This window comes from Dermacoccus abyssi (assembly GCF_003515945.1).
In the GTDB taxonomy this organism is placed as follows: domain Bacteria; phylum Actinomycetota; class Actinomycetes; order Actinomycetales; family Dermatophilaceae; genus Dermacoccus; species Dermacoccus abyssi.
Genome location: NZ_QWLM01000007.1, coordinates 82,163 through 101,329, shown reverse-complemented (window position 1 = coordinate 101,329; position 19,167 = coordinate 82,163). Strand labels below are relative to the sequence as shown.

At 64.9% G+C, this 19,167-nt stretch carries 19 protein-coding genes; 2 read left to right on the top strand and 17 right to left on the bottom strand.

From position 1 onward, the window contains the following. Positions 1–33 precede the first annotated feature (33 nt). Positions 34–1,221, top strand: coding sequence for a glycosyltransferase family 4 protein (locus D1832_RS07805; RefSeq protein ID WP_182434717.1), 1,188 nt, complete (start codon positions 34–36; stop codon positions 1,219–1,221). 71 nt (positions 1,222–1,292) lie between these two features. Here the strand turns inward: D1832_RS07805 and D1832_RS07800 are convergent, their stop codons facing one another. The 8 genes from D1832_RS07800 to D1832_RS07765 form a co-directional block, all read right to left on the bottom strand. Beyond that, the gene (locus D1832_RS07800; RefSeq protein ID WP_118913360.1) at positions 1,293–2,414 is read right to left on the bottom strand and encodes a glycosyltransferase; all 1,122 of its coding nucleotides are present in this window, start codon (positions 2,412–2,414) and stop codon (positions 1,293–1,295) included. Then, entirely contained in the window at positions 2,332–3,789 is a 1,458-nt protein-coding gene (locus D1832_RS07795) for a lipopolysaccharide biosynthesis protein (protein ID WP_118913359.1), read from the bottom strand. The genes D1832_RS07800 and D1832_RS07795 overlap by 83 nt, the downstream gene beginning before the upstream one ends. Next, a complete protein-coding gene (locus D1832_RS07790) occupies positions 3,786–5,177 on the bottom strand; it encodes an O-antigen ligase family protein (RefSeq protein ID WP_147362641.1) in 1,392 nt (463 codons plus the stop codon). The genes D1832_RS07795 and D1832_RS07790 overlap by 4 nt, the downstream gene beginning before the upstream one ends. Beyond that, positions 5,170–6,321, bottom strand: a complete 1,152-nt coding sequence (locus tag D1832_RS07785) for a glycosyltransferase family 4 protein (protein ID WP_118913357.1) — start codon at positions 6,319–6,321, stop codon at positions 5,170–5,172. The genes D1832_RS07790 and D1832_RS07785 overlap by 8 nt, the downstream gene beginning before the upstream one ends. Beyond that, entirely contained in the window at positions 6,218–6,868 is a 651-nt protein-coding gene (locus D1832_RS07780; protein WP_182434715.1) for a WecB/TagA/CpsF family glycosyltransferase, read from the bottom strand. Before D1832_RS07780 ends, D1832_RS07785 begins: the two co-directional genes overlap by 104 nt. A gap of 103 nt (positions 6,869–6,971) precedes the next feature. Further along, positions 6,972–7,835, bottom strand: coding sequence for a glycosyltransferase family 2 protein (locus D1832_RS07775; protein WP_274541957.1), 864 nt, complete (start codon positions 7,833–7,835; stop codon positions 6,972–6,974). Between the two features lie 125 nt (positions 7,836–7,960). Beyond that, positions 7,961–9,313, bottom strand: coding sequence for a PqqD family protein (locus D1832_RS07770; RefSeq protein ID WP_118913355.1), 1,353 nt, complete (start codon positions 9,311–9,313; stop codon positions 7,961–7,963). A gap of 7 nt (positions 9,314–9,320) precedes the next feature. Then, positions 9,321–10,937, bottom strand: a complete 1,617-nt coding sequence (locus D1832_RS07765; RefSeq protein ID WP_118913354.1) for a tyrosine-protein kinase domain-containing protein — start codon at positions 10,935–10,937, stop codon at positions 9,321–9,323. 164 nt (positions 10,938–11,101) lie between these two features. On the opposite strand from D1832_RS07765, the gene D1832_RS07760 reads away from it, so the two are divergent. Further along, positions 11,102–11,602 (top strand): arsenate reductase/protein-tyrosine-phosphatase family protein, encoded by a 501-nt coding sequence (locus tag D1832_RS07760; protein ID WP_182434714.1) that lies wholly within the window; start codon positions 11,102–11,104, stop codon positions 11,600–11,602. Between the two features lie 94 nt (positions 11,603–11,696). Here D1832_RS07760 and D1832_RS07755 read toward each other — a convergent pair whose 3' ends face one another. The 9 genes from D1832_RS07755 to D1832_RS07715 all read right to left on the bottom strand — a co-directional run bounded on the left by D1832_RS07755 (position 11,697) and on the right by D1832_RS07715 (position 19,126). Then, positions 11,697–12,917: an NADP-dependent isocitrate dehydrogenase gene (locus D1832_RS07755; protein WP_118913352.1), complete on the bottom strand. Its 1,221-nt coding sequence runs from the start codon at positions 12,915–12,917 to the stop codon at positions 11,697–11,699. A 147-nt stretch (positions 12,918–13,064) separates the two neighbouring features. Next, a complete protein-coding gene (locus D1832_RS07750) occupies positions 13,065–13,499 on the bottom strand; it encodes an NUDIX domain-containing protein (protein ID WP_206609368.1) in 435 nt (144 codons plus the stop codon). A 62-nt stretch (positions 13,500–13,561) separates the two neighbouring features. After that, positions 13,562–14,404, bottom strand: coding sequence for an HAD-IIA family hydrolase (locus D1832_RS07745; RefSeq protein WP_118913350.1), 843 nt, complete (start codon positions 14,402–14,404; stop codon positions 13,562–13,564). 30 nt (positions 14,405–14,434) lie between these two features. Then, positions 14,435–15,259 carry an arsenate reductase/protein-tyrosine-phosphatase family protein gene (locus D1832_RS07740; RefSeq protein WP_182434712.1) on the bottom strand — a complete coding sequence of 275 codons (825 nt, stop codon included), beginning with the start codon at positions 15,257–15,259 and terminating at the stop codon, positions 14,435–14,437. A gap of 1 nt (position 15,260) precedes the next feature. Continuing rightward, positions 15,261–16,070 carry an exodeoxyribonuclease III gene (locus D1832_RS07735; protein WP_118913348.1) on the bottom strand — a complete coding sequence of 270 codons (810 nt, stop codon included), beginning with the start codon at positions 16,068–16,070 and terminating at the stop codon, positions 15,261–15,263. Between the two features lie 113 nt (positions 16,071–16,183). Then, positions 16,184–17,527 carry a UDP-glucose dehydrogenase family protein gene (locus D1832_RS07730; RefSeq protein WP_118913347.1) on the bottom strand — a complete coding sequence of 448 codons (1,344 nt, stop codon included), beginning with the start codon at positions 17,525–17,527 and terminating at the stop codon, positions 16,184–16,186. Between the two features lie 37 nt (positions 17,528–17,564). After that, positions 17,565–17,810, bottom strand: a complete 246-nt coding sequence (locus D1832_RS07725; RefSeq protein WP_118913346.1) for a hypothetical protein — start codon at positions 17,808–17,810, stop codon at positions 17,565–17,567. A 198-nt stretch (positions 17,811–18,008) separates the two neighbouring features. Then, positions 18,009–18,272 carry a DUF3017 domain-containing protein gene (locus tag D1832_RS07720; RefSeq protein WP_038569071.1) on the bottom strand — a complete coding sequence of 88 codons (264 nt, stop codon included), beginning with the start codon at positions 18,270–18,272 and terminating at the stop codon, positions 18,009–18,011. After that, complete coding sequence (locus tag D1832_RS07715) at positions 18,269–19,126, bottom strand: bifunctional methylenetetrahydrofolate dehydrogenase/methenyltetrahydrofolate cyclohydrolase (protein WP_118913345.1); 858 nt, start codon at positions 19,124–19,126, stop codon at positions 18,269–18,271. Before D1832_RS07715 ends, D1832_RS07720 begins: the two co-directional genes overlap by 4 nt. Between the last annotated feature and the right edge of the window lie 41 nt (positions 19,127–19,167).

Here is a 19,167-nt window from a genome sequence, read left to right as displayed (position 1 = left end):
ATGCACGTCGTTTGTTTTTCACGCTTCGTCCCGGTGCCCAATGCGAATCACGCAGGCGGGGTCTACCTCTACGAGCACCTCAGTGCCCTGCTCGGTGCCAGCCACACGGTCCACGTGTTCGCGCCTTCGTCCTCGCGCAACCGTGACGACCTCCCCCTGGTGGAGTCCAAGTTCCAGGTGAGCCTTGTTGGTGACGGCGAACAGGGCTCGCCTAAGTGGGGGCGGCTGGGGCACCTAGCACACCGCGTCCTCCCCGAATGGCTTCCGCGCCGTGTTGTCCGTGAGGTTGCTCGAGATGCCCGCATCGTGCGGGAATGCGAAAGCGCTGATCTCGTCGAATTCCAGTGGTTCGAGTCGCTCGCGTTCATCCGCATGATCGCGAACCTGATCCCGGATACACCCCGGCTTCTGGTTCTGCACGACCTCAGTTCGATTGCCTCCGCACGTTCTATGACGCAGGGCCTCCCCTGGAACCGCGCCCTGGCCGCCCTGCGCTTCGGCATGACCCGCGTCCGCGAACTTCGCCTTATCCCACTCGCCAATTCGGTCTCCACACTGAGCCCGAAGGATGCAGCACTCGTCCGTCTTGTGACGCCCGGACTTCGTCATGTCACGTTCGTCGATGTGCCCCTGCTTCCGCCCGGAATGCCCGTCCCCAACCCACCCTCGGAGCATGAGGTACGTGACGTACTGTTCGTGGGCGCCTTCGACCGAGGACCCAACTCGGACGCAGCACATTGGCTCATCGACACGATCATGCCGATCGTTTGGGATGAAATGCCCAGCGTGCGACTCACTTTGGCCGGAATCAACCCCACTGATCGCATGCTCGTAGCTGCCGAGCAGGACCAACGTGTTGCCGTGACCGGTGCAGTGGAGAGCCTCGAGCCTTATTACCAGCGAGCGACCGTCGTGACGGTCCCTCTCCGCGGCGGCGCGGGCGTCAAGTTCAAGACCATCACTGCGATGCTCGAACGGCGAGCTGTCATCGCCACCCCTGTCGGCATCGAAGGCATCGCGGGCCAAGACAGTGACCTGATCTTCGCCGTCGCCGACGACGCCCGCGGTATCGCGAACGGCATCCTCGCAGCCCTCCGCGACGAGTCAGCCCGCAATGCCACAGCTGACCGGGCTTACGAATGGGCGACGGCGAAGTACTCGCACGAGGCCTTCTCGCAACGACTCAGCCGGATCTACGAGGCTGCCCGCGCTGTCAGGTGACCGTGTCCAATGACAAACCGCCACTAGTTCTGCCGACGCTCACCAGGGCGCCGAGCAGACTCGCCTTGGGATCAGGCGAGCGGGATCTCGTGACGCGACGACAACGGCACCGCGAGTCCGTCGCGTACTGCCAGCATCATGAGTCGGAAGTTGTCTGCCCGACGACTTCTCGCTGCGAAAACCGTGGCCAGCATGAGGAAGCCAGCACCGTTCAGGATGAAAGCCGGCGTCATCAACCGGCCCCGACGAAGCCGCTCCGTGTGAACTTGGTTCCTCACTGAGTAGTACAAGAGGGCCGGATGACGCGATGTCATGTATGAAGCGGCCCGGAATCCCGGCGCGTTCCACTTCTCCGAGATGTCGTGGACGAGCGCGCGCGGAGTGACGGACAGGACTCCTCCGGCCGACACGATTCTGGCCGTGAACTCGGTGTCGTCGCAGTAGACGACGTACTCGGACAGCGGCATTCCGACGGTGGCGAAGACCGACTTGTGCAGGAGGAGACCGCCCCAGGGCGCGTACTTCAGGTCGAAAGTTCCCTGCACGCGGATTCGCGCCAGTCGTTGAGGGTCCGGACGCGATCGTCGGTTGAGTGCTTTGGCAACGAACGTCGCCCAGTCGAAGTCGACGAACGATCGCTCGAGCGGCGAGTAGTGAGCCTTGCTTCGAGAGACCAACTCGGCATCAGCGTTCGGATCGCCGTCGCGAAACCCTCGGAGGGGGCCCACTGCGATCAGTCCTGAGCGATGGCCCGAGTCGGCAAGACGACTCCACTCGATCATCAAGTGCTTCAGGCAGCCAACTTGCGCCACGTTGTCGTCATCGAGGAGCCACACGAATTCGGCCCCTGATTCGAGTGCGCTGGCGATACCGCGCGAGAAAGCGGGCGCTGATCCCGCATTCTTCGAATTGACGAGTAGGTGAATGCGTTCCCCTCGGCTTTCCGCGTAATCGCGGAGGGCACGTGCGTCCTCCTGCGCCGAACCGTTGTCGACCACGAGCACTCGGCGCGCACCGTTGTGTAGTGCGGACTCAGCGGCCTCGACGCACAAAGCGGATCGCCGCCCGTACGTGACGACCACACACACGACGTTTTGAGTAATCACGGGATCACACCAATCGGTACAACTTTGAGGCAAGGCGATTTCGTGAAGCAAAGTGCGCCGCGAATTCCTTGACGGTCGATCGGTCATCAGCACCGAGCACCCGCCAGGCAAGACCGTAGCCGAGGAGCCAGACACTCCCCAGAATCACCAAGGCGATCGGATCCCCCTCGCGTGAAGCCATGGTCGTCGCCACGAGCCGAACAAGGCCAAGGGCGACGAGACCGATGGCCATGCACCGCAAGGCCGTTTCGATGTAGGGAGCCGCTGGGAGGCCCGCCCGGGGGAAGTAGATCGCGCCGCTGACGATCCACAGGAGCCACTGGCCGAAAACGACGGACCACGCGACCCAATAGGGATCTCCAAAGGCTGCGCAAGCGATCAGCACGACCAACATGATCGATCGAGAGATCAGTTCGGACTGGGCCAAGAGCCGAGTCTGTGCCGTGGACACAAAGCCCCAGTAGTACACGTAGCCCACGGCCTGAAAAGCGGAGCTCAAGCACAGAATGGTGATGAAGGTTGCGCTCATCTCCCATCCGGGTCCGAGCACCAGGTTCACTGCGGGAAGTGACAGCGCGGCGAGCGCACTGGAAAAGGCGGTCAGGGGGTAGGCGAGCAGGATGTGGTAGCGCCGCAGCAGGGTTGCCGCAGCACCTTCCTGTGCAGCACCGGCCACCTTCGGCACGACAATCGCCGTCAGCGGCGCCGCGACCTGCTGGACAGCCATGGAGGACATCTGAGTGGCGCGGTTGTAGTAGCCGACCGGCACAGGTCCGAAGAACTTGCCGATCGCCAACGTGTCCGCGTTCGTCGTGACGTAGTTGGCGAGCTGCGCGATCATGGTGTGCCACCCGAAGCGAACCATTCCGCCCACGGAAACGTCGCGCCGGGGCCAGCCAGGCCTCCATCCAGCCCAGGCAACGTGAGTCACCAAACCTGCCAGCGCTGCGATGGTCACGTTCAGGGCCAACGCGAAGTACCCAAAGCCGCAGAGAGCCAGGACGAGCGTGCCCACGAAGCCGATCAAATCCCCGAGGAACCGCGCTCCCGCCAGTCGGCCGAACTGTGAGTTCCTGTTCATCTCGACCCCGAATTGCACGGCCGCTCCCCGCAAGAAGAACGCCGGCGCCATGCACAGGATGATCCCGACGAGCCTCTCGTCGCCGAACAGCATGGCGAGGGGGAAGGAACAGAGCGGGACGAGAACAGCGAGCCCGAGCCCCATCGCCGTGTTGAGCCAAAAGAGATTGCTCTTCTCTGCCTGTGTGAGGCGAGGAGCCTGGAGGGCAGCGAGGCTCAACCCGAAATCCCCGAGCACCCAGGCAAAGCCGGTCAAGGCCGTGGCCACTGCTACGAGTCCAAAGTCGGCAGGGTTGAGCAACCGCGCAAGGACCGCAAGGTTGGCGATCTGAAGCAGATACCTGCCCCACTGGGCTCCCAGGAGGTACTTGGCGGCCTTCATCGAGCGCCCTGGAACGTGGCCGGCGAATTGTCGACATCCTCGGAGCGGGCGTTTTCGGGCGCAGACAGTACGAGAACCAGCAGAGGCAGGATGGTGACGGCGAAGAGCTGGGTGGGCAGGGTTGGCGTCGTCGTCGTTTCAGTCGCGGCCACCGCGAGCTGAGCGACGACACAGATCACTCCGAATCGTCGAACCTCGCGGTCAGCCGACTGAACCGCGCAGCGGCGCGCCTTGATGATGACCAGCGCCAGCGCTGCGACGAGGAAGAGTCCTCCGATGACGTAGTTCGTCACGAAGGTGTTGTGCGCGTGGAGTCCCTCCAACGTGAGAGCTCTTTCAAGGCGTTTGCTGTTCTCCGTGATCCAGCTGGTACCGTGCCCGGTCCACCGCGCGTGTCCCGCAACATCGAGGTAGTAGTGCCAGATCTTTCCTCGACCTGTGAACGCCCTCGGATTCTCCGTCATGATGGGCAGGAGAACGACGATTGTGGCCAGTACGAGCGTGAGGAACGTGGCAAGCCGCGAGAACGACTTCTCCTTCCAAACCAGGGAGATGAGCCACATGACGATGATGACCGCGGCCGCCGCCATACAGGTACGTGAACCGGTGAAGACGGTCGCCGTCGCCAGGATGCCAACAGCGACAACCCGTGTGCGCCAACCTCGGATGAGCAGGGACGGCGGGATAGACAGAACGCAGAAGAGTCCCATCGTGTTGGGGTGTGAGAAGGGACCATCCAGCAGGGCCATACCCGTGAGCGACTTACCGGTGAGCTCGCCCGCCAAGCTGGTATAGGTGACACGTGCGGGGTCGATCTGCAAGAGCGCCAGCGAGCCCAGTGCCAAGAGCGCTCCCAGCTTGCCGATGATCGCAAGGTGCTGTGGAGTCACGCCGGCCGCCCACACGGCCACGACAACAATTCCGGGGAGCAGAATGCTCGCCTTGAAGAGCGAGTCGCCGTGCATGTACTGGCCCAGCAACACAGCCAGCGTCGGAAGGAGCGCCCACATCAGGCCTGCAGTGGAAAGAGGCTTCTTGATCAGAAGTCGCGCATAAAACGCCATGGCTGTGACGACGACCACCGTGTACGTGGCATACGTCTCGACATTGCGTCCCTGAACAGCTTCGGATGCCGCGCCTCCTTTGTTTCCCGAGACCGTCTGGCTCAGCGCCGACGCGACACAGAGGAGCCATACACCGAACAAGACCAGGCCCGGCAGCGCCTGAGCCCGCCGAGCCCGTCTTCTCTCCGACCTCTCCTCGGACGCAGATTCTGGGGTGATCAGCTGTGCTTGAGTCATACCGAGCAACGATCCTGCCCACGTGCCACGTGCACTGGAAGGGCCACTTCGATTTCCTGGGACCCTGTGGGACGGACCTTCACGCACACCCTCTCTCGTCGGCATCGAGGTCGCGCAGGAAGCTCTGCCACTTCCGAGCCACGGCAACCTCACTCAACGACGAACGAACCGCGACACGTCCTCGCGCGAGCGATTCCCTTGTGGTCGCGTCCAGTGACTCGAGCGCACGCGCCAGCAGCTCCGCTCGATCCACTTCAAAGGCGACAGCGGCGCCCTCATCTGTGAGGAAGTCGTGCGCGGCGATGTTGCTCACCACGATGTCAGCGTCCATTGCCACTGCTTCGAGAAGTGACACAGGCATGGCCTCCCACCGCGACGGCAACAAGAACGCAGTGCAGTTAGCCATCAGGGCGCGCACCGCGTCGTTGTCCATGCGGCCGACGAAGTGCGCTCGGTCGGAGACCCCGAGACCCTTCGCAAGTGCCTTGAGCTCATCCGTGTCCGGCCCTCCGCCGACGAAGGTGATCGTGCGATCGTCAGGCAGCAGGGCCAGCGCGCGCAACGCCGTATCGAGGGCCTTCTCCTCCGCGTGGCGCGCCACCACCAAAATGTCCACGGGATGCCCGTCGGCGACGCCGCCCAATGCACGATCAGTATTCGGGACGGGGTTCGGGATGACCTTCGCTCCGCGGGGTGCGACCGCAGCGCTGCAGTAGATCTCCGCAGCGAAACACCCGAGACGACGCGCCAAACGGACGCCTGCACGCGCTCCGCGCGGATAACGATCCTCGGGCCAATGGTGCACAGCCACGGTCTTCACCCCCTTACGTGCGAGACGCCCAACGAGCGCCGCGAACACGATGGCGTAGTGGGTATGCGCCAGCAGGACCTCACCCTCACTACAGCTCTTGGCCCAGCGAGAAGTCGCGCGCACCATCTTCAGCGCGCCGGCCGGGTTCTTGGGACGCGTCTCCAGGAGAAGCTTGGGGTCCGGGAACAGATCGCTCTGAGCCTTCTCGTACAGGAAGAGCGTCCCCGAGTTCACCACGCCGGACGCCTCGAGCCATGCGGCGATCGACTGCGCGCCCGCCGGTTCCAGCTGAGTGACAACTTGGGTGACGCGCGAGTTACTTGGCACTGAGATCGCCTTTCCATCCCAGATCGTCAATGGCACGCAAATGCCCGAACAGCTTCCAGAGCGCCGGGGCGTGAATGGTGGCGTAGAGGGCATCCACGGTGTATCTGCGCAGGAGCCTCTTCGGCTCGTGCACGATGCGCCACAACCAACCCAGACGGAGGGTATGGAGCAGTGGCGGGAAATACTGCTCGTGGCTGGCCAGCTGATCGATCCAGCCGCCAGCGGTGAAGACGATCTTGGAACCGCCGAACTCGGCCAGTTGGAGGGCCGCGCGCTCCTGCGCACCCGCACCCATCCCGATCACCAGCATATCCGGCAGTTCCGTCTCGGACTCCGACAAGTTGCCCAGGAGTTCGCCAACCCCCTCGTACCCGTCAACAGCAAGCACGACATTCATCTCGGGATGCCGCTGTCTGGCCGCTTCGGCGACGCCCGGCTTACCTCCGATGAGACCGATTGTCATCTCCGGCTCCATGGCCAGGAACTGAGGGATGACCAGATCTGCTGACGAGCGCCCCACCCAAGACCCGCGCACACGCAGAAGGATCTGAAGGAACGTGCCGTCGACTCCGACGAAGTCGACTTGCCGCAGGTGTTGCTCATCGACGCGCAACGCAGACCAGTGATTCAACCACGTCACGCACACGGGACTTCCATCGCGCAGGCTGTCTCGCAGGAACTGTCCAACCCTCTGACCGTGCCTCCACGAGACAGGGAGCGAGTCCTCCCGCGACGTCGACTTCTTACTCATACCGAGCACTCGACATTCGACGCTTGAACGCCTGGACGAAATCCGTCGGGTAGGAAAACACCAATGCGCCCACGAGGTGGCGAGCGTATTCCGGGCGCGGAGTCCCCGGGACGAGTCGCGCGATGTGGGACTGCCGCTGCAGGATGCGATCCTGGCGCCGAGTGAGCCGAGAGGCATACTTCGCACGGTAGCGGTTCAGGCCCTCCACCTGCCGGGGACCTCGCGACGACAAATGCGAACCCGCGGCTCCGGTGGCGTCCTGCACAACGAGTTCCTGGCTCACCACGGAGTACGTTGCACCCGCGTCGAGGAGGCGAATCAGAAAGTCGAGATCGTCATTGACGACCATCTCGCTGTCAAAACCGCCAACTCGATCGAACACGGCCCTACGGATGACGAAGTTGCTGCCCGTGATTCCGGGGTTGCCCGCAATGACGTCGTCACCACGGCAGCCGGTCTCCATGGCCCAATTCTTGTGGACAAGGCCCTTGGACGTCAGCATGGCACCCCACGTGACGACGAAATCCGCCTCGGACCGCTCGAGCTCGATCAGCGCGGTCGCGAGGTAGCTGGGCAACCAGTAGTCATCGTCGTCCAGGAAAGCCAGCACAGACGACGACGCGCGGCTGGCACCGAAGTTGCGTGAGGCCGCCGCAGACTTCGAAGGGTTCTCGAAGGGGAGAACGTGCACACGTGGGTCGAGATCGGCTATCGCCTGCAACGAGGGCCGCTCCGGGTCGCGCCCGGAGTCGTCGACCACAATGATCTCGACAGGCACGATCTCTTGCTTCAACACGCTCGAGACAGCCCGCAGACACAGCTCATCTCGTTGATGAGTCGGGATAACACAAGACACTTGAGTCTCAGTCACTGAAACCTCTTGAAGTTGATTCTGTACAAGGGGTGCTGCTGCTTCCGGGATGGTGGTGAGCACAGCTTCCGTGTCTGGGACGTCGCGTGAACACGACGCCGACTATTATGTCACGCATAGTTTTCCTCCTCGCGTGACGACGAGTCTCCCACGGTGTTGGCGAGAACGCGCAGATCGGTCAGCTGTCGCAGGAAGTCCTCGATGGGCTGCGCGACCTCGACCGCGTCCACGTTCTGCTCCTCAGCCACCACTGCGACGAGTTCCTCCGGCGTGGCCTCTCCGTGGACCAGCATCTCCATGAGATCGACTGCGGTTGCGCTCAGGAACAGCGGTTGCGCCAATTGGCCCGTGAGTGGAAGGACGTACTCATTCCCGCCGGCTGGGACGCGGGCCACGTGTTCCAGCCTGTAACCGGCAGTCCGGCGACGCCCGGGCCGCCTCGTAGCTTCGGATGGACCACTCGCCCGGGAAGGTGCCGCATCGGCTTTTCGGACAGGACTGGTGGCGTTCCAGCGGCTCTCATCGGCACCGAGGGCGCGCCCGCTGCTAATCGTTCGCTTGAAGAGGCTGGACACGAGGGACGGCAGGCTCGCGAGGCCCGCACGGACGCGAGCCACGCGCACACGCCATCCGGCTTCGGAAGTCACATCAGGCTTCTCGATCGACAGATCCTCCGCGCTCGGCAAGAGCGCCTCACGCAGGATCTTCCAACGGGGATAATCCTGGCCTTGCGCGATTGCAATCGCCCATCGGAGCGTGCGACTTGCGCCGGCCGACTGAGCAGTCCACCGCGCGTAGGCGCCACGGTCGTTGAATGCCCGGTCGGAATGAAGATCCAGGAAAGGCAGGACACCTGCCAACGTGCGCTCGGCTCCGACATTTCGAACGAGGCCGACGAAGTCATCTCTGAACGTTGCACTCGCGCAGAGTTCCTCCAACAGGCCCTTGGCGTACAGCAGATCCTGTTGGTGCCTTTTCGAGTCCGGCGACCGTAGCCCGTGAAGGATCTCGAGCAGCAGCGCAGCCGGTCGGTCAACGCCCAGCACCTCGACGCCTGCGAGCGAGTAGGTCTGTAGGTGCCCCGTCAGAGAAGCGAAGATTTCCGTGGGCGGCTTCAACATGCCTGGGAAACCGCGATGAACGTCGATGTCGCAGGGCCAGTTGGGATTGATGTAGGCGCGAGAGTGATCGTTGAAGAGACGTTGAGCGAAGGATTCCGGTCGTCGGGACCAACCGGCGTTGTTCAACTCCTTTTCGAAAGCCTCCATACGATCGGGCTCCACGAAGACATCGACATCCATCGACACCCGAGGCATGCGGGCTCCGGCGAGCGTGGCGACTGGTCCTTTCACACAGAAGTACGGTGCATCGACACGCTTGGCGACCTCGGCCACCAAGGCGTGCCCCAACTCCGTCGCGACATCGAGTGGAAGGTAGGCACCCACTCGATCCGTCTCGCCCATGAAAGTCCTACTCGCCGTTGTTCAGGGTGTCACTGCGAGCCGCACTCTCGGCGCGGGCGCGACGAATGCCTCGTGTCATCGGAACGTCGTCACGTGACCGGTCACGGCCGGGAAGCTGGGCCGCAACGTCTCGGGCCGAATGGCCTTCACGCTGGATGGTGTCCGCAGGCAGGGCCGCCTCCGACGTGGTGCGCTCACGCGACACCTTGCGGTTGCCCTTGCCGCCCGAAGTGTCCGCTGTGTAGGCCTGGTAGGTGTAGGCACCGCCGTACCCGTACTTCGAATAGCCGTACCGGCCGTTCTTGTCGGACTTGGCACGGTTCATCACTGCACCCAGGACATGACCGTTGACGGCAAGGATGTTTCGGACGGCCTGCTCGACGTGTTCCTTGCGCGTGCTCATGGAGTCAACAACAAGCAAAGCACCGTCGGTGGACGGCAAAAGCAACGCCGCATCCGTGACGGGGAGCAACGGGGGTGCGTCGAGGATGACGAAGTACTCCTGACGCAACTCTTCGATGATCCGCTTCATGGTTCGCGAACCGAGAAGCTCACTCGGGTTGGGCGGGATCTGCCCGGCGGGAACGGCGAACATGTTTCGGTGCGTCGTCGGAATGATGACGTCGGACGCCTCGACGGAGCCCGCGATCAGTTGCGAGAGTCCAACCTCGGGCTCGATGTCGAGGATCGCACTCACCATCGGGCGACGCAGGTCAGCGTCGATGAGCAGAACACGCTCGCCGCTCTCGGCAAGAACTCGTGCGAGGTTCGAGGCAATCGAGGACTTACCCTCACCCATGCGGGAACTGGTGACGACGATGGCTCGAGGCGGATTGTCGGGGTCGACGAACCGCAGGTTGGTCCGCAGCTGGCGGAGCGCTTCGCGCGTACGGAAGTCTTCACGTTCCGCCTCACGACCATCGCTGGCCAGTCCCTTGCTGTCAGGGATCGCAGCCAGCACGCTCGTGCCGGAAGCCCGCTCAATGTCCTCCTCGCTGCGGACGCGCGTGTCACGGCGTGCCTGCGCCAAGGCGAAGAGCATCCCGAGCGCCAGGCCGGCGATCAAGCCGATCGGAAGGATCCGAGAAGGATTGGGGTAGCTGGGGGAACCCGGCAACTCCGCATTCGAGACCAACCGGATCTCTGCACCGGCTCCGGAACCCTCGAGCTTCGTCACCTGGTCTGCCGTCGCCTTGACGATCTCGTTGGCAGCGTCACGTGCCTGAACCGGCGTGGAAGCCGTGGCGCTCACGGTGATGACGGGGGCTTCTTCGTCCATCGTGGTGCTCACGGTGCTCGCCAGTGCGGCGGGGCTCGTGTCGAGCTTCAGCTTGTTGATGACCGACTCCATGACAGGAGTCGTCTTGAAGACGGGGAGCCAGGCCTGGGCCTTCTGCTTGGCCAGCATGCTGTTGCTGTAGGCCATCGCGGCCTGGGCCTGCTTGTCCGCCTGCGAATTGCCACCGTTCGTCGCGCCGGCCGTGACGTAGGCCGTCGTCGTGGCGGTGTATCGCTCCGGCTGAGTGAGCAGGAAGAGCCACGCGATGGCAACACCCGCGAGACTCATCGCCACCAGAATCGCCCAGTAGCGCCGTGCGATCCTCCACAGGTCGTCCAGTGACACGCAGCAATCCTTCGTCGATGTTCACTCGGGGCGGCCGCAAGGCGGCGCTCGGCCATCGTATCCGAGCCAGGTCAGTTGACCAAAATATTCCGGACAGCGCTCGGGGGCGCTCGACGGCTAATATACGGAGCGAACCTGACATTCCTCGGAGCTCGGAGGCCCTTGTGCACATCGTTTTCGTCTGCACCGGCAACATCTGCCGATCGACCTTCGCCGAGCGGTACGCCGCGCTGGTCGACGCCGAAGCCGGCGGGTCTCTTCACTTCTCGAGCGTGGGGGTCGGAGCCGTCATCGGAGCACCGATGGAGGAGCTCATGGCGGAGCGACTCGTCGCTCGCGGAGGCAGCCCCGAGGGATTCATTGCCCGCCAGCTGAACTACGACGCGATCGCGGATGCCGACCTCCTCCTCCCCCTCGAGTCGACGCACCGCCGCATCCTCATCGAGGAATACCCCCAACTGCACAGCAAGGCCTTCGTCCTGCGATCCGCCGCACGTCTCGCCTCCGAAGCGCCGGACGATGTCGACCGGGTCGAGTGGATTTTGCAGCACCGCCCCAGTCGCACGCGCGGCGACAGCATCGCCGACCCCTACCGCCGCGGGCCGGCTGCCGCCGACGAGGCCGCCGCTCAGATCACCGAGGCAATCGACACGATCTTCGGCTGACGCACCAGCGCGGCAAGGTCGGACAACGACGAGAACAGCAAGAAGCCCCGCCCGTCAGAACGACGGGCGGGGCTTCTCGGCGACAACACCGATGTCAGGCGTTCATGGCCTTCGTCAGGTTCTCGTCGATGGCGGCGAGGAAGTCCTGCGTGTTGAGGTACGGCTGGTCCTTGCCGATGAGCAGCGCGAGGTCCTTGGTCATCTTGCCGCTCTCGACGGTCTCGATGCAGACGCGCTCGAGCGTCTCGGCGAACTTCGTCACCTCGGGCGTCTCGTCGAGCTCGCCACGCTTGGCGAGACCACGCGTCCAGGCGAAGATCGACGCGATCGGGTTGGTCGACGTCTCCTTGCCCTGCTGGTGCTGACGGTAGTGACGCGTGACGGTGCCATGCGCGGCCTCGGCCTCGACGGTCTTGCCGTCGGGGGTCATGAGGACCGACGTCATGAGGCCGAGCGAGCCGAAGCCCTGCGCGACGATGTCGGACTGCACGTCGCCGTCGTAGTTCTTGCAGGCCCAGACGTAGCCGCCCTCCCACTTGAGCGCCGCAGCGACCATGTCGTCGATGAGGCGGTGCTCGTAGGTGAGGCCGCGCTTGTCGAACTCGTCCTTGAACTCGCGGTCGAACACGTCCTGGAAGATGTCCTTGAACGCACCGTCGTACGCCTTGAGGATGGTGTTCTTCGTTGACAGGTAGACCGGAACGTTCCGCTCGAGGCCGTAGTTGAACGACGCGCGGGCGAAGTCCTCGATCGACTTGTTGTAGTTGTACATGCCCATCGCGACGCCGCCGTCCTCGGGGAACTCGGCGACCTCGTAGACGACCTTCTCGCCACCGTCGGCCGGCGTGTAGGAGATCTCGACGGTGCCGGCGCCGGGCACCTTGAAGTTCTGCGCCTTGTACTGGTCACCGTGAGCGTGACGACCGACGATGATCGGCTTCGTCCAGCCCGGCACGAGACGCGGCACGTTGCTGATGATGATCGGCTCGCGGAAGATCACGCCACCGAGGATGTTGCGGATCGTGCCGTTCGGGCTCTTCCACATCTCCTTGAGGCCGAACTCCTCGACGCGGGCCTCGTCCGGCGTGATGGTGGCGCACTTGACGCCGACGCCGTACTCCTTGATCGCGTTCGCCGCGTCGACGGTGACCTGGTCGTCCGTGGCGTCACGGTTCTCGATGCCGAGGTCGTAGTACTTGAGGTCGATGTCGAGGTACGGGTGGATCAGGCGGTCCTTGATGAACTGCCAGATGATGCGCGTCATCTCGTCACCGTCGAGCTCGACGATGGGGTTCTTGACCTTGATCTTCTCCATGGCCTGTGCTGGCTCCTTCGATCAGTTGGTGCGACGAATGTTCGCTTGCCTCAGGCTATCGCTACGTGGGCGACCTCCCCAAGACGAAGGCATTGCAGCCCGAACGCCTGTGTCAGCACCTACCCCGGCGGCCGTCTCGGGGTACTCCTACCCCACTTGGAAAGAGCCGCTGCGCAGATATGCGCGCAGGTGCGCTGCTGTTGCCCCTGCAGTCCGGTCAAGAGAGGTGGGGAGGCCGGCCAGCGGCCACCACGTGTGCTCTGCGGCTTCACCGTCCGCGCCCCAGGCCGGCGGACGCTGTGCTACGCGCACAACAAAGCACAAGGCGAACGCCTGCACCTGGTCGCCATTGGAGTAACGAAGATGCGTGACCTTCGGATCGGAGAGGCAGGCAAAGGGCTCGAGCTCGTCCTCGCGCACGAGTACCCCGGCCTCCTCGGCCAGTTCTGTGATCGCGATGTCGGCGAAAGATTGCCCACGCTCGGCTGAACCGGACGGAAACTCCCACTGGCCTGAATCGGCGCGTCGCTGCATCAGAACGTGGCTACCCGCATCAAGCAGAACCACCTGGGCGCCAGGCATCAGGATGAGCTGAGACCCCACGAGGGCTCGTAAGCGTCCGAGGTACGTCTCGGCGAATGGGGTCATACGGCATCGTCGTGCGAGCCGTACCCCGTGACGTCATCGTCGGGGTGCGGCGCCAGCTCGTGCACGAGCGGAACGACGTCGGCGATCGAATCGCAGATGCGCGTCGGCACGAATGGGTACCGATCGACCTGATCGGGCTTCGTCGAGCCCGTCAGCACGAGGATGCTGCGCAACCCCGCCTCGAGGCCGCTGCGCACGTCCGTGTCGAGACGATCACCGATCATCACCGTCGACTCCGAGTGCGCGTCGATACGGTTCAGCGCACTGCGCATCATGAGCGGATTCGGCTTGCCGACGTAGTACGGCTTGACGCCCGTCGCCGCCGTGATGAGCGCCGCGATCGACCCCGTCGCCGGCAACGGCCCCTCCGTGCTCGGGCCAGTGACGTCCGGGTTCGTCGCGATGAACCGCGCCCCACCCTCGATGAGACGGATCGCGCGCGTGATCGCCGTGAACGAATACGTGCGCGTCTCCCCCAGCACGACGTAGTCGGGCTCGCGCTCCGTCATCGTGTAGCCGACGTTGTAGAGCGCCGTCGTCAGCCCCGCCTCACCGACGACGTACGCGCTGCCACCGGCGCGCTGATCGGCGAGGAACTGCGCCGTCGCGAGCGCCGACGTCCAGATCGCCTCCTCCGGCACGTCGATGCCCGACGCGAGCAACCGCGCGCGCAGATCGCGCGGCGTGTAGATCGAGTTGTTCGTGAGCACGAGGAAGCGACGCCCCGTCTCCTGCAACGCTTGCAAGAACTCCGAAGCCCCCGGAATGGCGCGCTCCTCATGCACGAGAACGCCATCCATGTCCGTCAGCCAGCACTCCACTGCGTGGTGGTTGCTCATCTGATCATCCTCACTGTCGTGCCGAATCGTTCAACCCATGATGCGACGAACGGCCGCCGCCACGGTCGCGAGCGCCGGATCGACCTGCGCCGCCATCCTCGCAAAGACCTCCGGGCCCTGACGGAACGGGTCGAGAATCTCCGCCTGGGCATCCAATCGAGTGCTGTGACGCTCGACGCTACCCGCCGGCGATTTGGCGACGAACTCGCGCAGCCCGTCGACGCCCTGGGTTCGGGGTAGGGGCGCCTCGGCGCAGACGTCGGCGAAGTCGAGCAACGCGAAGATGCGCGACGCCGCCGTCGGCGTCTCTTCGACGAGGACGCGCCGATGCTCGCGCGACGCTGCCAGCACGAGGTCCGCCTCGCGCACGAGCGCGGGCGCCACCTGACGCGGACGATAGCGCGCGCCGTCGAGGCCGCGCTCACGCAGGAGAACCTGCGTCCCCGATGACATCCTCTCGATGAGCAACGCGCCCGTCCCGGCGCCCTCGACGCGTACCGGCAGGCCCGCCAGGTCGGCAGCCAGCACACGCTCGAAATACGGTGAGCGACAGACGTTTCCCGTGCACACGACGAGGATGGTGAAGGTCTCGCGATCATCCCCAGTGGCCAGGCTGTCAACCTCATGGCCCGCCTGCTGAGGGCGAACCGGCGCCGGCCCAGCATCGAGGCTGAGCGAAACGTCCGGGCGGGCTCGCGCTGCCTCACGCTCGCGCTTCGCGGCCTGCACCTGCGCGAGCCGTCGCTGATCGGCGCGCGTGCGGAACGTGCCCCACTGCCCGGGCGTGACGGGCTCGACGGCCTCGTCAGCCTGGGCCGGTTCGCCCGACGACGCGGCGTCGCGCGGTTCGCTCACGTCACTCCCCCGTCCTCTCGAGCGCGGCCAGGTCGTAGTCGACGACGACCGCCGCGTGGTCGCTCCACCGCTGATCGTAGGCTGCGGCGCGCCCGATCCACGGTTCGCGGGCGACAGCGGCGAGCGTCGGGCTCGCGAACTGGTAGTCGATGCGCCACCCGGAGTCGTTGTCGAACGCCTTTCCGCGCCACGACCACCACGAGTACGGGCCCGGCACGTCGCCGTGATTGGCGCGCACGACGTCGACCCAGCCGTCCTGGGTGAGCCGCGTCAGGTACGCCTGCTCGTCCTCGAGAAACCCGGCCTTGCCACGGTTCCCCTTCCAGTTCTTGAGGTCGTTCACCGTGTGCGCGACGTTGAAATCGCCCATGACGAGCGCCGGACGATCGACGAGCTGCGCCATCCGCGCCTCCAGCGCGTCGAGGAAGGCGTACTTCGCAGTCTGCTTGTCGGTGCCCGCCTCGCCGGTGTGCACGTAGACGCTCGCGATCGTGACGCTGCGCCCGTCGACGACGACGTCAGCCTCCACCCAGCGGCCGAACTCGTCGAAGCCGTCGATGACGCAGCTCGACGACGCGAGCGCATGCTTCGTCAGGATGGCGACGCCCTCACGGCCCGCAGCGGCCGACTCGGCGTGCGCGAGTTCGTACTCGGCGAGAGCCGAACCGTCGAGTGCGGTCGCGAACTGCTTCGCCGACGCGCGCACCTCCTGCATCGCGACGACGTCCGGCTCCTGCTGCGCCAACCACTCCAGCCCCCCGCGACGCTGCGCTGCCCTGATGCCGTTGACGTTCGCCGTGATCACTCGCATGTGCTCATCGTTTCAAGGCCTGATGGTCGTGTCGAACCCACCGACCGCAACCGCGCCCAGCCCGAAACCCTGCGTCCAAGTGCACCCGCGTGCATCTGGACGCGGGGAATAGGTCAGCTTGCGGGGGCGATCGTCGGGCGGCCGAGGGCGTGGACGGTGAAACCCGCCTCAGCCCACCGCTGCCGATCCAACGCATTCCGCCCATCGATGAGCACACGACCCGCGACCTGCTCAGCAACATCGGCCGGGTCGAGATCGCGGTACACCTGCCACTCCGTCAACAACACGACCACCCGCGCCCCCACCAACGCCTCATCAACCGTGTCGACATAACCCGGCCCCGGACGCTGAGCCCGCGCCACAGCCAGTGCCTCCGGATCATGCACCCGCACATCCACACCCAACGCCACCAGACGCTCAGCCACGTCCAACGCCGGACTATCCCGAATATCGTCCGAATTCGGCTTGAACGCCGCCCCCAACACCGCCACCGGCGCCCCCACGACGTCCTCACCCAACTCGTCACGCACGAGCTCCACCACCCGCGAACGACGACGCACGTTCGTCGCATCCACCGTCCGCAAGAACTCCACCGACTCCGCCAGGCCGAGCTCCTCACCACGTGCCATGAACGCACGAATGTCCTTCGGTAAGCACCCCCCACCGAACCCGACACCCGCACCCAAGAACTTGCGGCCGATGCGCTCGTCATGCCCGATCGCATCCGCGAGCGCGACGACATCACCGCCGCTCGCCTCACACACCTCAGCCATCGCATTGATGAACGAGATCTTCGTCGCGAGGAACGCATTCGCGCTCACCTTGACCAACTCAGCCGTCGCGAAATTCGTCACCAACCGCGGCGTACCCGCCGCCAATGCCCGCGCATACACCTCATCCAGACGCGCGACATTCGCATCCGCGAACGCCCCCTCCACGCCGTACACGAACCGATCCGGCGTCAACGTGTCCTTCACCGCGAATCCCTCACGCAAGAACTCCGGATTCCAGATCAGACGCGCATCCACCCCGTCACACACGCCGGCCTGCAGCACCTCCAGCACGCGCGGCACCGTCCCCACCGGCACCGTCGACTTGCCCACCGCCAGCGACCCCGCCTTCATGTGCGGCGCCAACGACGCGAACGCACCGAACACATAATCCGTGTTCGCCGCATACTCCCCCGGCTTCTGCGGCGTCCCCACACACACGAAATGCACATCAGCATCCGCCACATCAGCGATGTCCGTCGACCACCGCAACCGACCCGACGCCTGCGCACTCGCCAACAACTCCGGCAACCCCGGCTCGAAGATCGGACTACGCCCCGCCGCCAACGCCTCGATCTTCAACACATCCGTGTCGACACCCACCACGTCATGACCCAACTCAGCCATGCACGCCGCATGCACCGCACCCAGATAGCCCGTGCCGATCACCGAGATCTTCAAACCCATGCCGCATATTCTAGGGTGCCGCCCCCTGCTGCGACGCTCATTTGCCGCGCGCGGCACCCGTCACTGCGTCGTTGTTCGACGCGCGTTCACCGGACGGCGCGCTCACGCACTCGTCGGTGCGCTTCGGCATCTCGGGTACGACGGCTGACGGCGTCGGCCGCCGTCGACGATGCGACCTGAACCACACGCGCCCGACGACGAGTTCGAACAGGCGCCCCACCGCGTCCGCAAGCGGGCCGACGATGCCGTGACCACGCGCCGCTTCCCTGAGGGGCCGCAGCACCCACCGTCCCTGACACGACGGAGACAGGCCCCACGCAGGTCGCCGTTGCGCCCGTTGTCGACAAGGACGAGGACGAACGGCGGCGCGTCGAGCTGCACGGCGAGCACGCTCAGCTGCACAGCCAGGCTCACGCTCGACCCACGGACGGGGATGATGACGCTCACCTCGACGTCCGAGGGAGGTGTCAACAGTTGCGACCTAACCGAGCTTGACGCCCGTGAAGGCGACGAAGGTGACGATCGCACCGAGCGCGTACAACGCGACGTCCGTGCCCCTCGAACGCACCTTGAGATCGGGCACGACACGCTCGGGGAAGACGGCGCGCATGATCGCCCCCAGCAGCGGACCCACGGCCATGAGGATGCCTCCGACGCGCACATGCCCGCCGAAGACGACGGCGAGGCCCAACGCGACCGGCAACACGACGACGAGCCACGGGACGCCGAGCTTGAAGTGACTCACCGACCCCGAGCCTCGGCCTCACGCTCGGCGGCCTGCACGACGTTCGTCAGCAGCAGCGCACGCGTCATCGGGCCGACGCCGCCGGGGTTCGGCGACATGAATCCGGCGACCTGCGCGACGTCCGGTGCGATGTCACCGGCCACCTTGCCGTCGACGCGGCTGACTCCGACGTCGAGCACTGCGGCACCCTGCTTGACCATGTCCTTCGTGATGAGCCCTGGCACACCGGCGGCGGCGACGATGACGTCCGCGTTCTTCGTGTGAGCTGCAAGATCCTTCGTGCCGGTGTGGCACAGGATGGCCGTCGCGTTCTCGCTGCGACGTGTGAGGATGAGACCGAGCGGGCGCCCCACCGTCAGCCCACGCCCGACGACGACGACCTCCGCGCCGTTCAGCGGCACGTCGTAACGGCGCAGCAGTTCGATGACGCCCATCGGCGTGCACGGCAGCGGCGCCTCCTCGCCGAGCACGAGCTTGCCGAGGTTGACCGGGTGCAGACCGTCGACGTCCTTCTGCGGCTTGACGCGTGAGAGCAGCGCGACCTCGTCGAGACCCGTCGGCTGCTGGATGAGGAAGCCCGTGCAGTTCTCGTCGTCGTTGAGCTCGTCGATGACGGCCTCGACCTCGGCCTGTGTCGCGGTGGCCGGCAGATCCTTGCGGATCGAGGTGATGCCGACCTCCGCGCAGTCCTTGTGCTTGGCGTTGACGTACCACTGCGAGCCTGGGTCATCGCCGACGAGCACCGTGCCGAGGCCCGGCGTGATGCCGCGCGCCTTCAACGCAGCGATGCGCTCGCGCAGCTCTTCCTTGATCGTCGCGAGGGTGGCCTTGCCGTCGAGCGTCGTCGCAGTCATGGCCCCAATCCTGCCAGACACCCCGGGCGCGCGGTCGGCGC

Bases quoted from the DNA above. Each gene is read 5' to 3' on its own strand.
- D1832_RS07800 (WP_118913360.1), bottom strand. From the start codon at position 2,414: ATGACCGATCGACCGTCAAGGAATTCGCGGCGCACTTTGCTTCACGAA.
- D1832_RS07795 (WP_118913359.1), bottom strand. From the start codon at position 3,789: ATGAAGGCCGCCAAGTACCTCCTGGGAGCCCAGTGGGGCAGGTATCTG.
- D1832_RS07755 (WP_118913352.1), bottom strand. From the start codon at position 12,917: ATGGAGAAGATCAAGGTCAAGAACCCCATCGTCGAGCTCGACGGTGAC.
- D1832_RS07770 (WP_118913355.1), bottom strand. From the start codon at position 9,313: ATGGGCGAGACGGATCGAGTGGGTGCCTACCTTCCACTCGATGTCGCG.
- D1832_RS07750 (WP_206609368.1), bottom strand. From the start codon at position 13,499: ATGCCTGGCGCCCAGGTGGTTCTGCTTGATGCGGGTAGCCACGTTCTG.
- D1832_RS07735 (WP_118913348.1), bottom strand. From the start codon at position 16,070: ATGCGAGTGATCACGGCGAACGTCAACGGCATCAGGGCAGCGCAGCGT.
- D1832_RS07745 (WP_118913350.1), bottom strand. From the start codon at position 14,404: ATGAGCAACCACCACGCAGTGGAGTGCTGGCTGACGGACATGGATGGC.
- D1832_RS07715 (WP_118913345.1), bottom strand. From the start codon at position 19,126: ATGACTGCGACGACGCTCGACGGCAAGGCCACCCTCGCGACGATCAAG.
- D1832_RS07785 (WP_118913357.1), bottom strand. From the start codon at position 6,321: ATGCCCTCTACGCCACCATTCACGCCCCGGCGCTCTGGAAGCTGTTCG.
- D1832_RS07730 (WP_118913347.1), bottom strand. From the start codon at position 17,527: ATGGGTTTGAAGATCTCGGTGATCGGCACGGGCTATCTGGGTGCGGTG.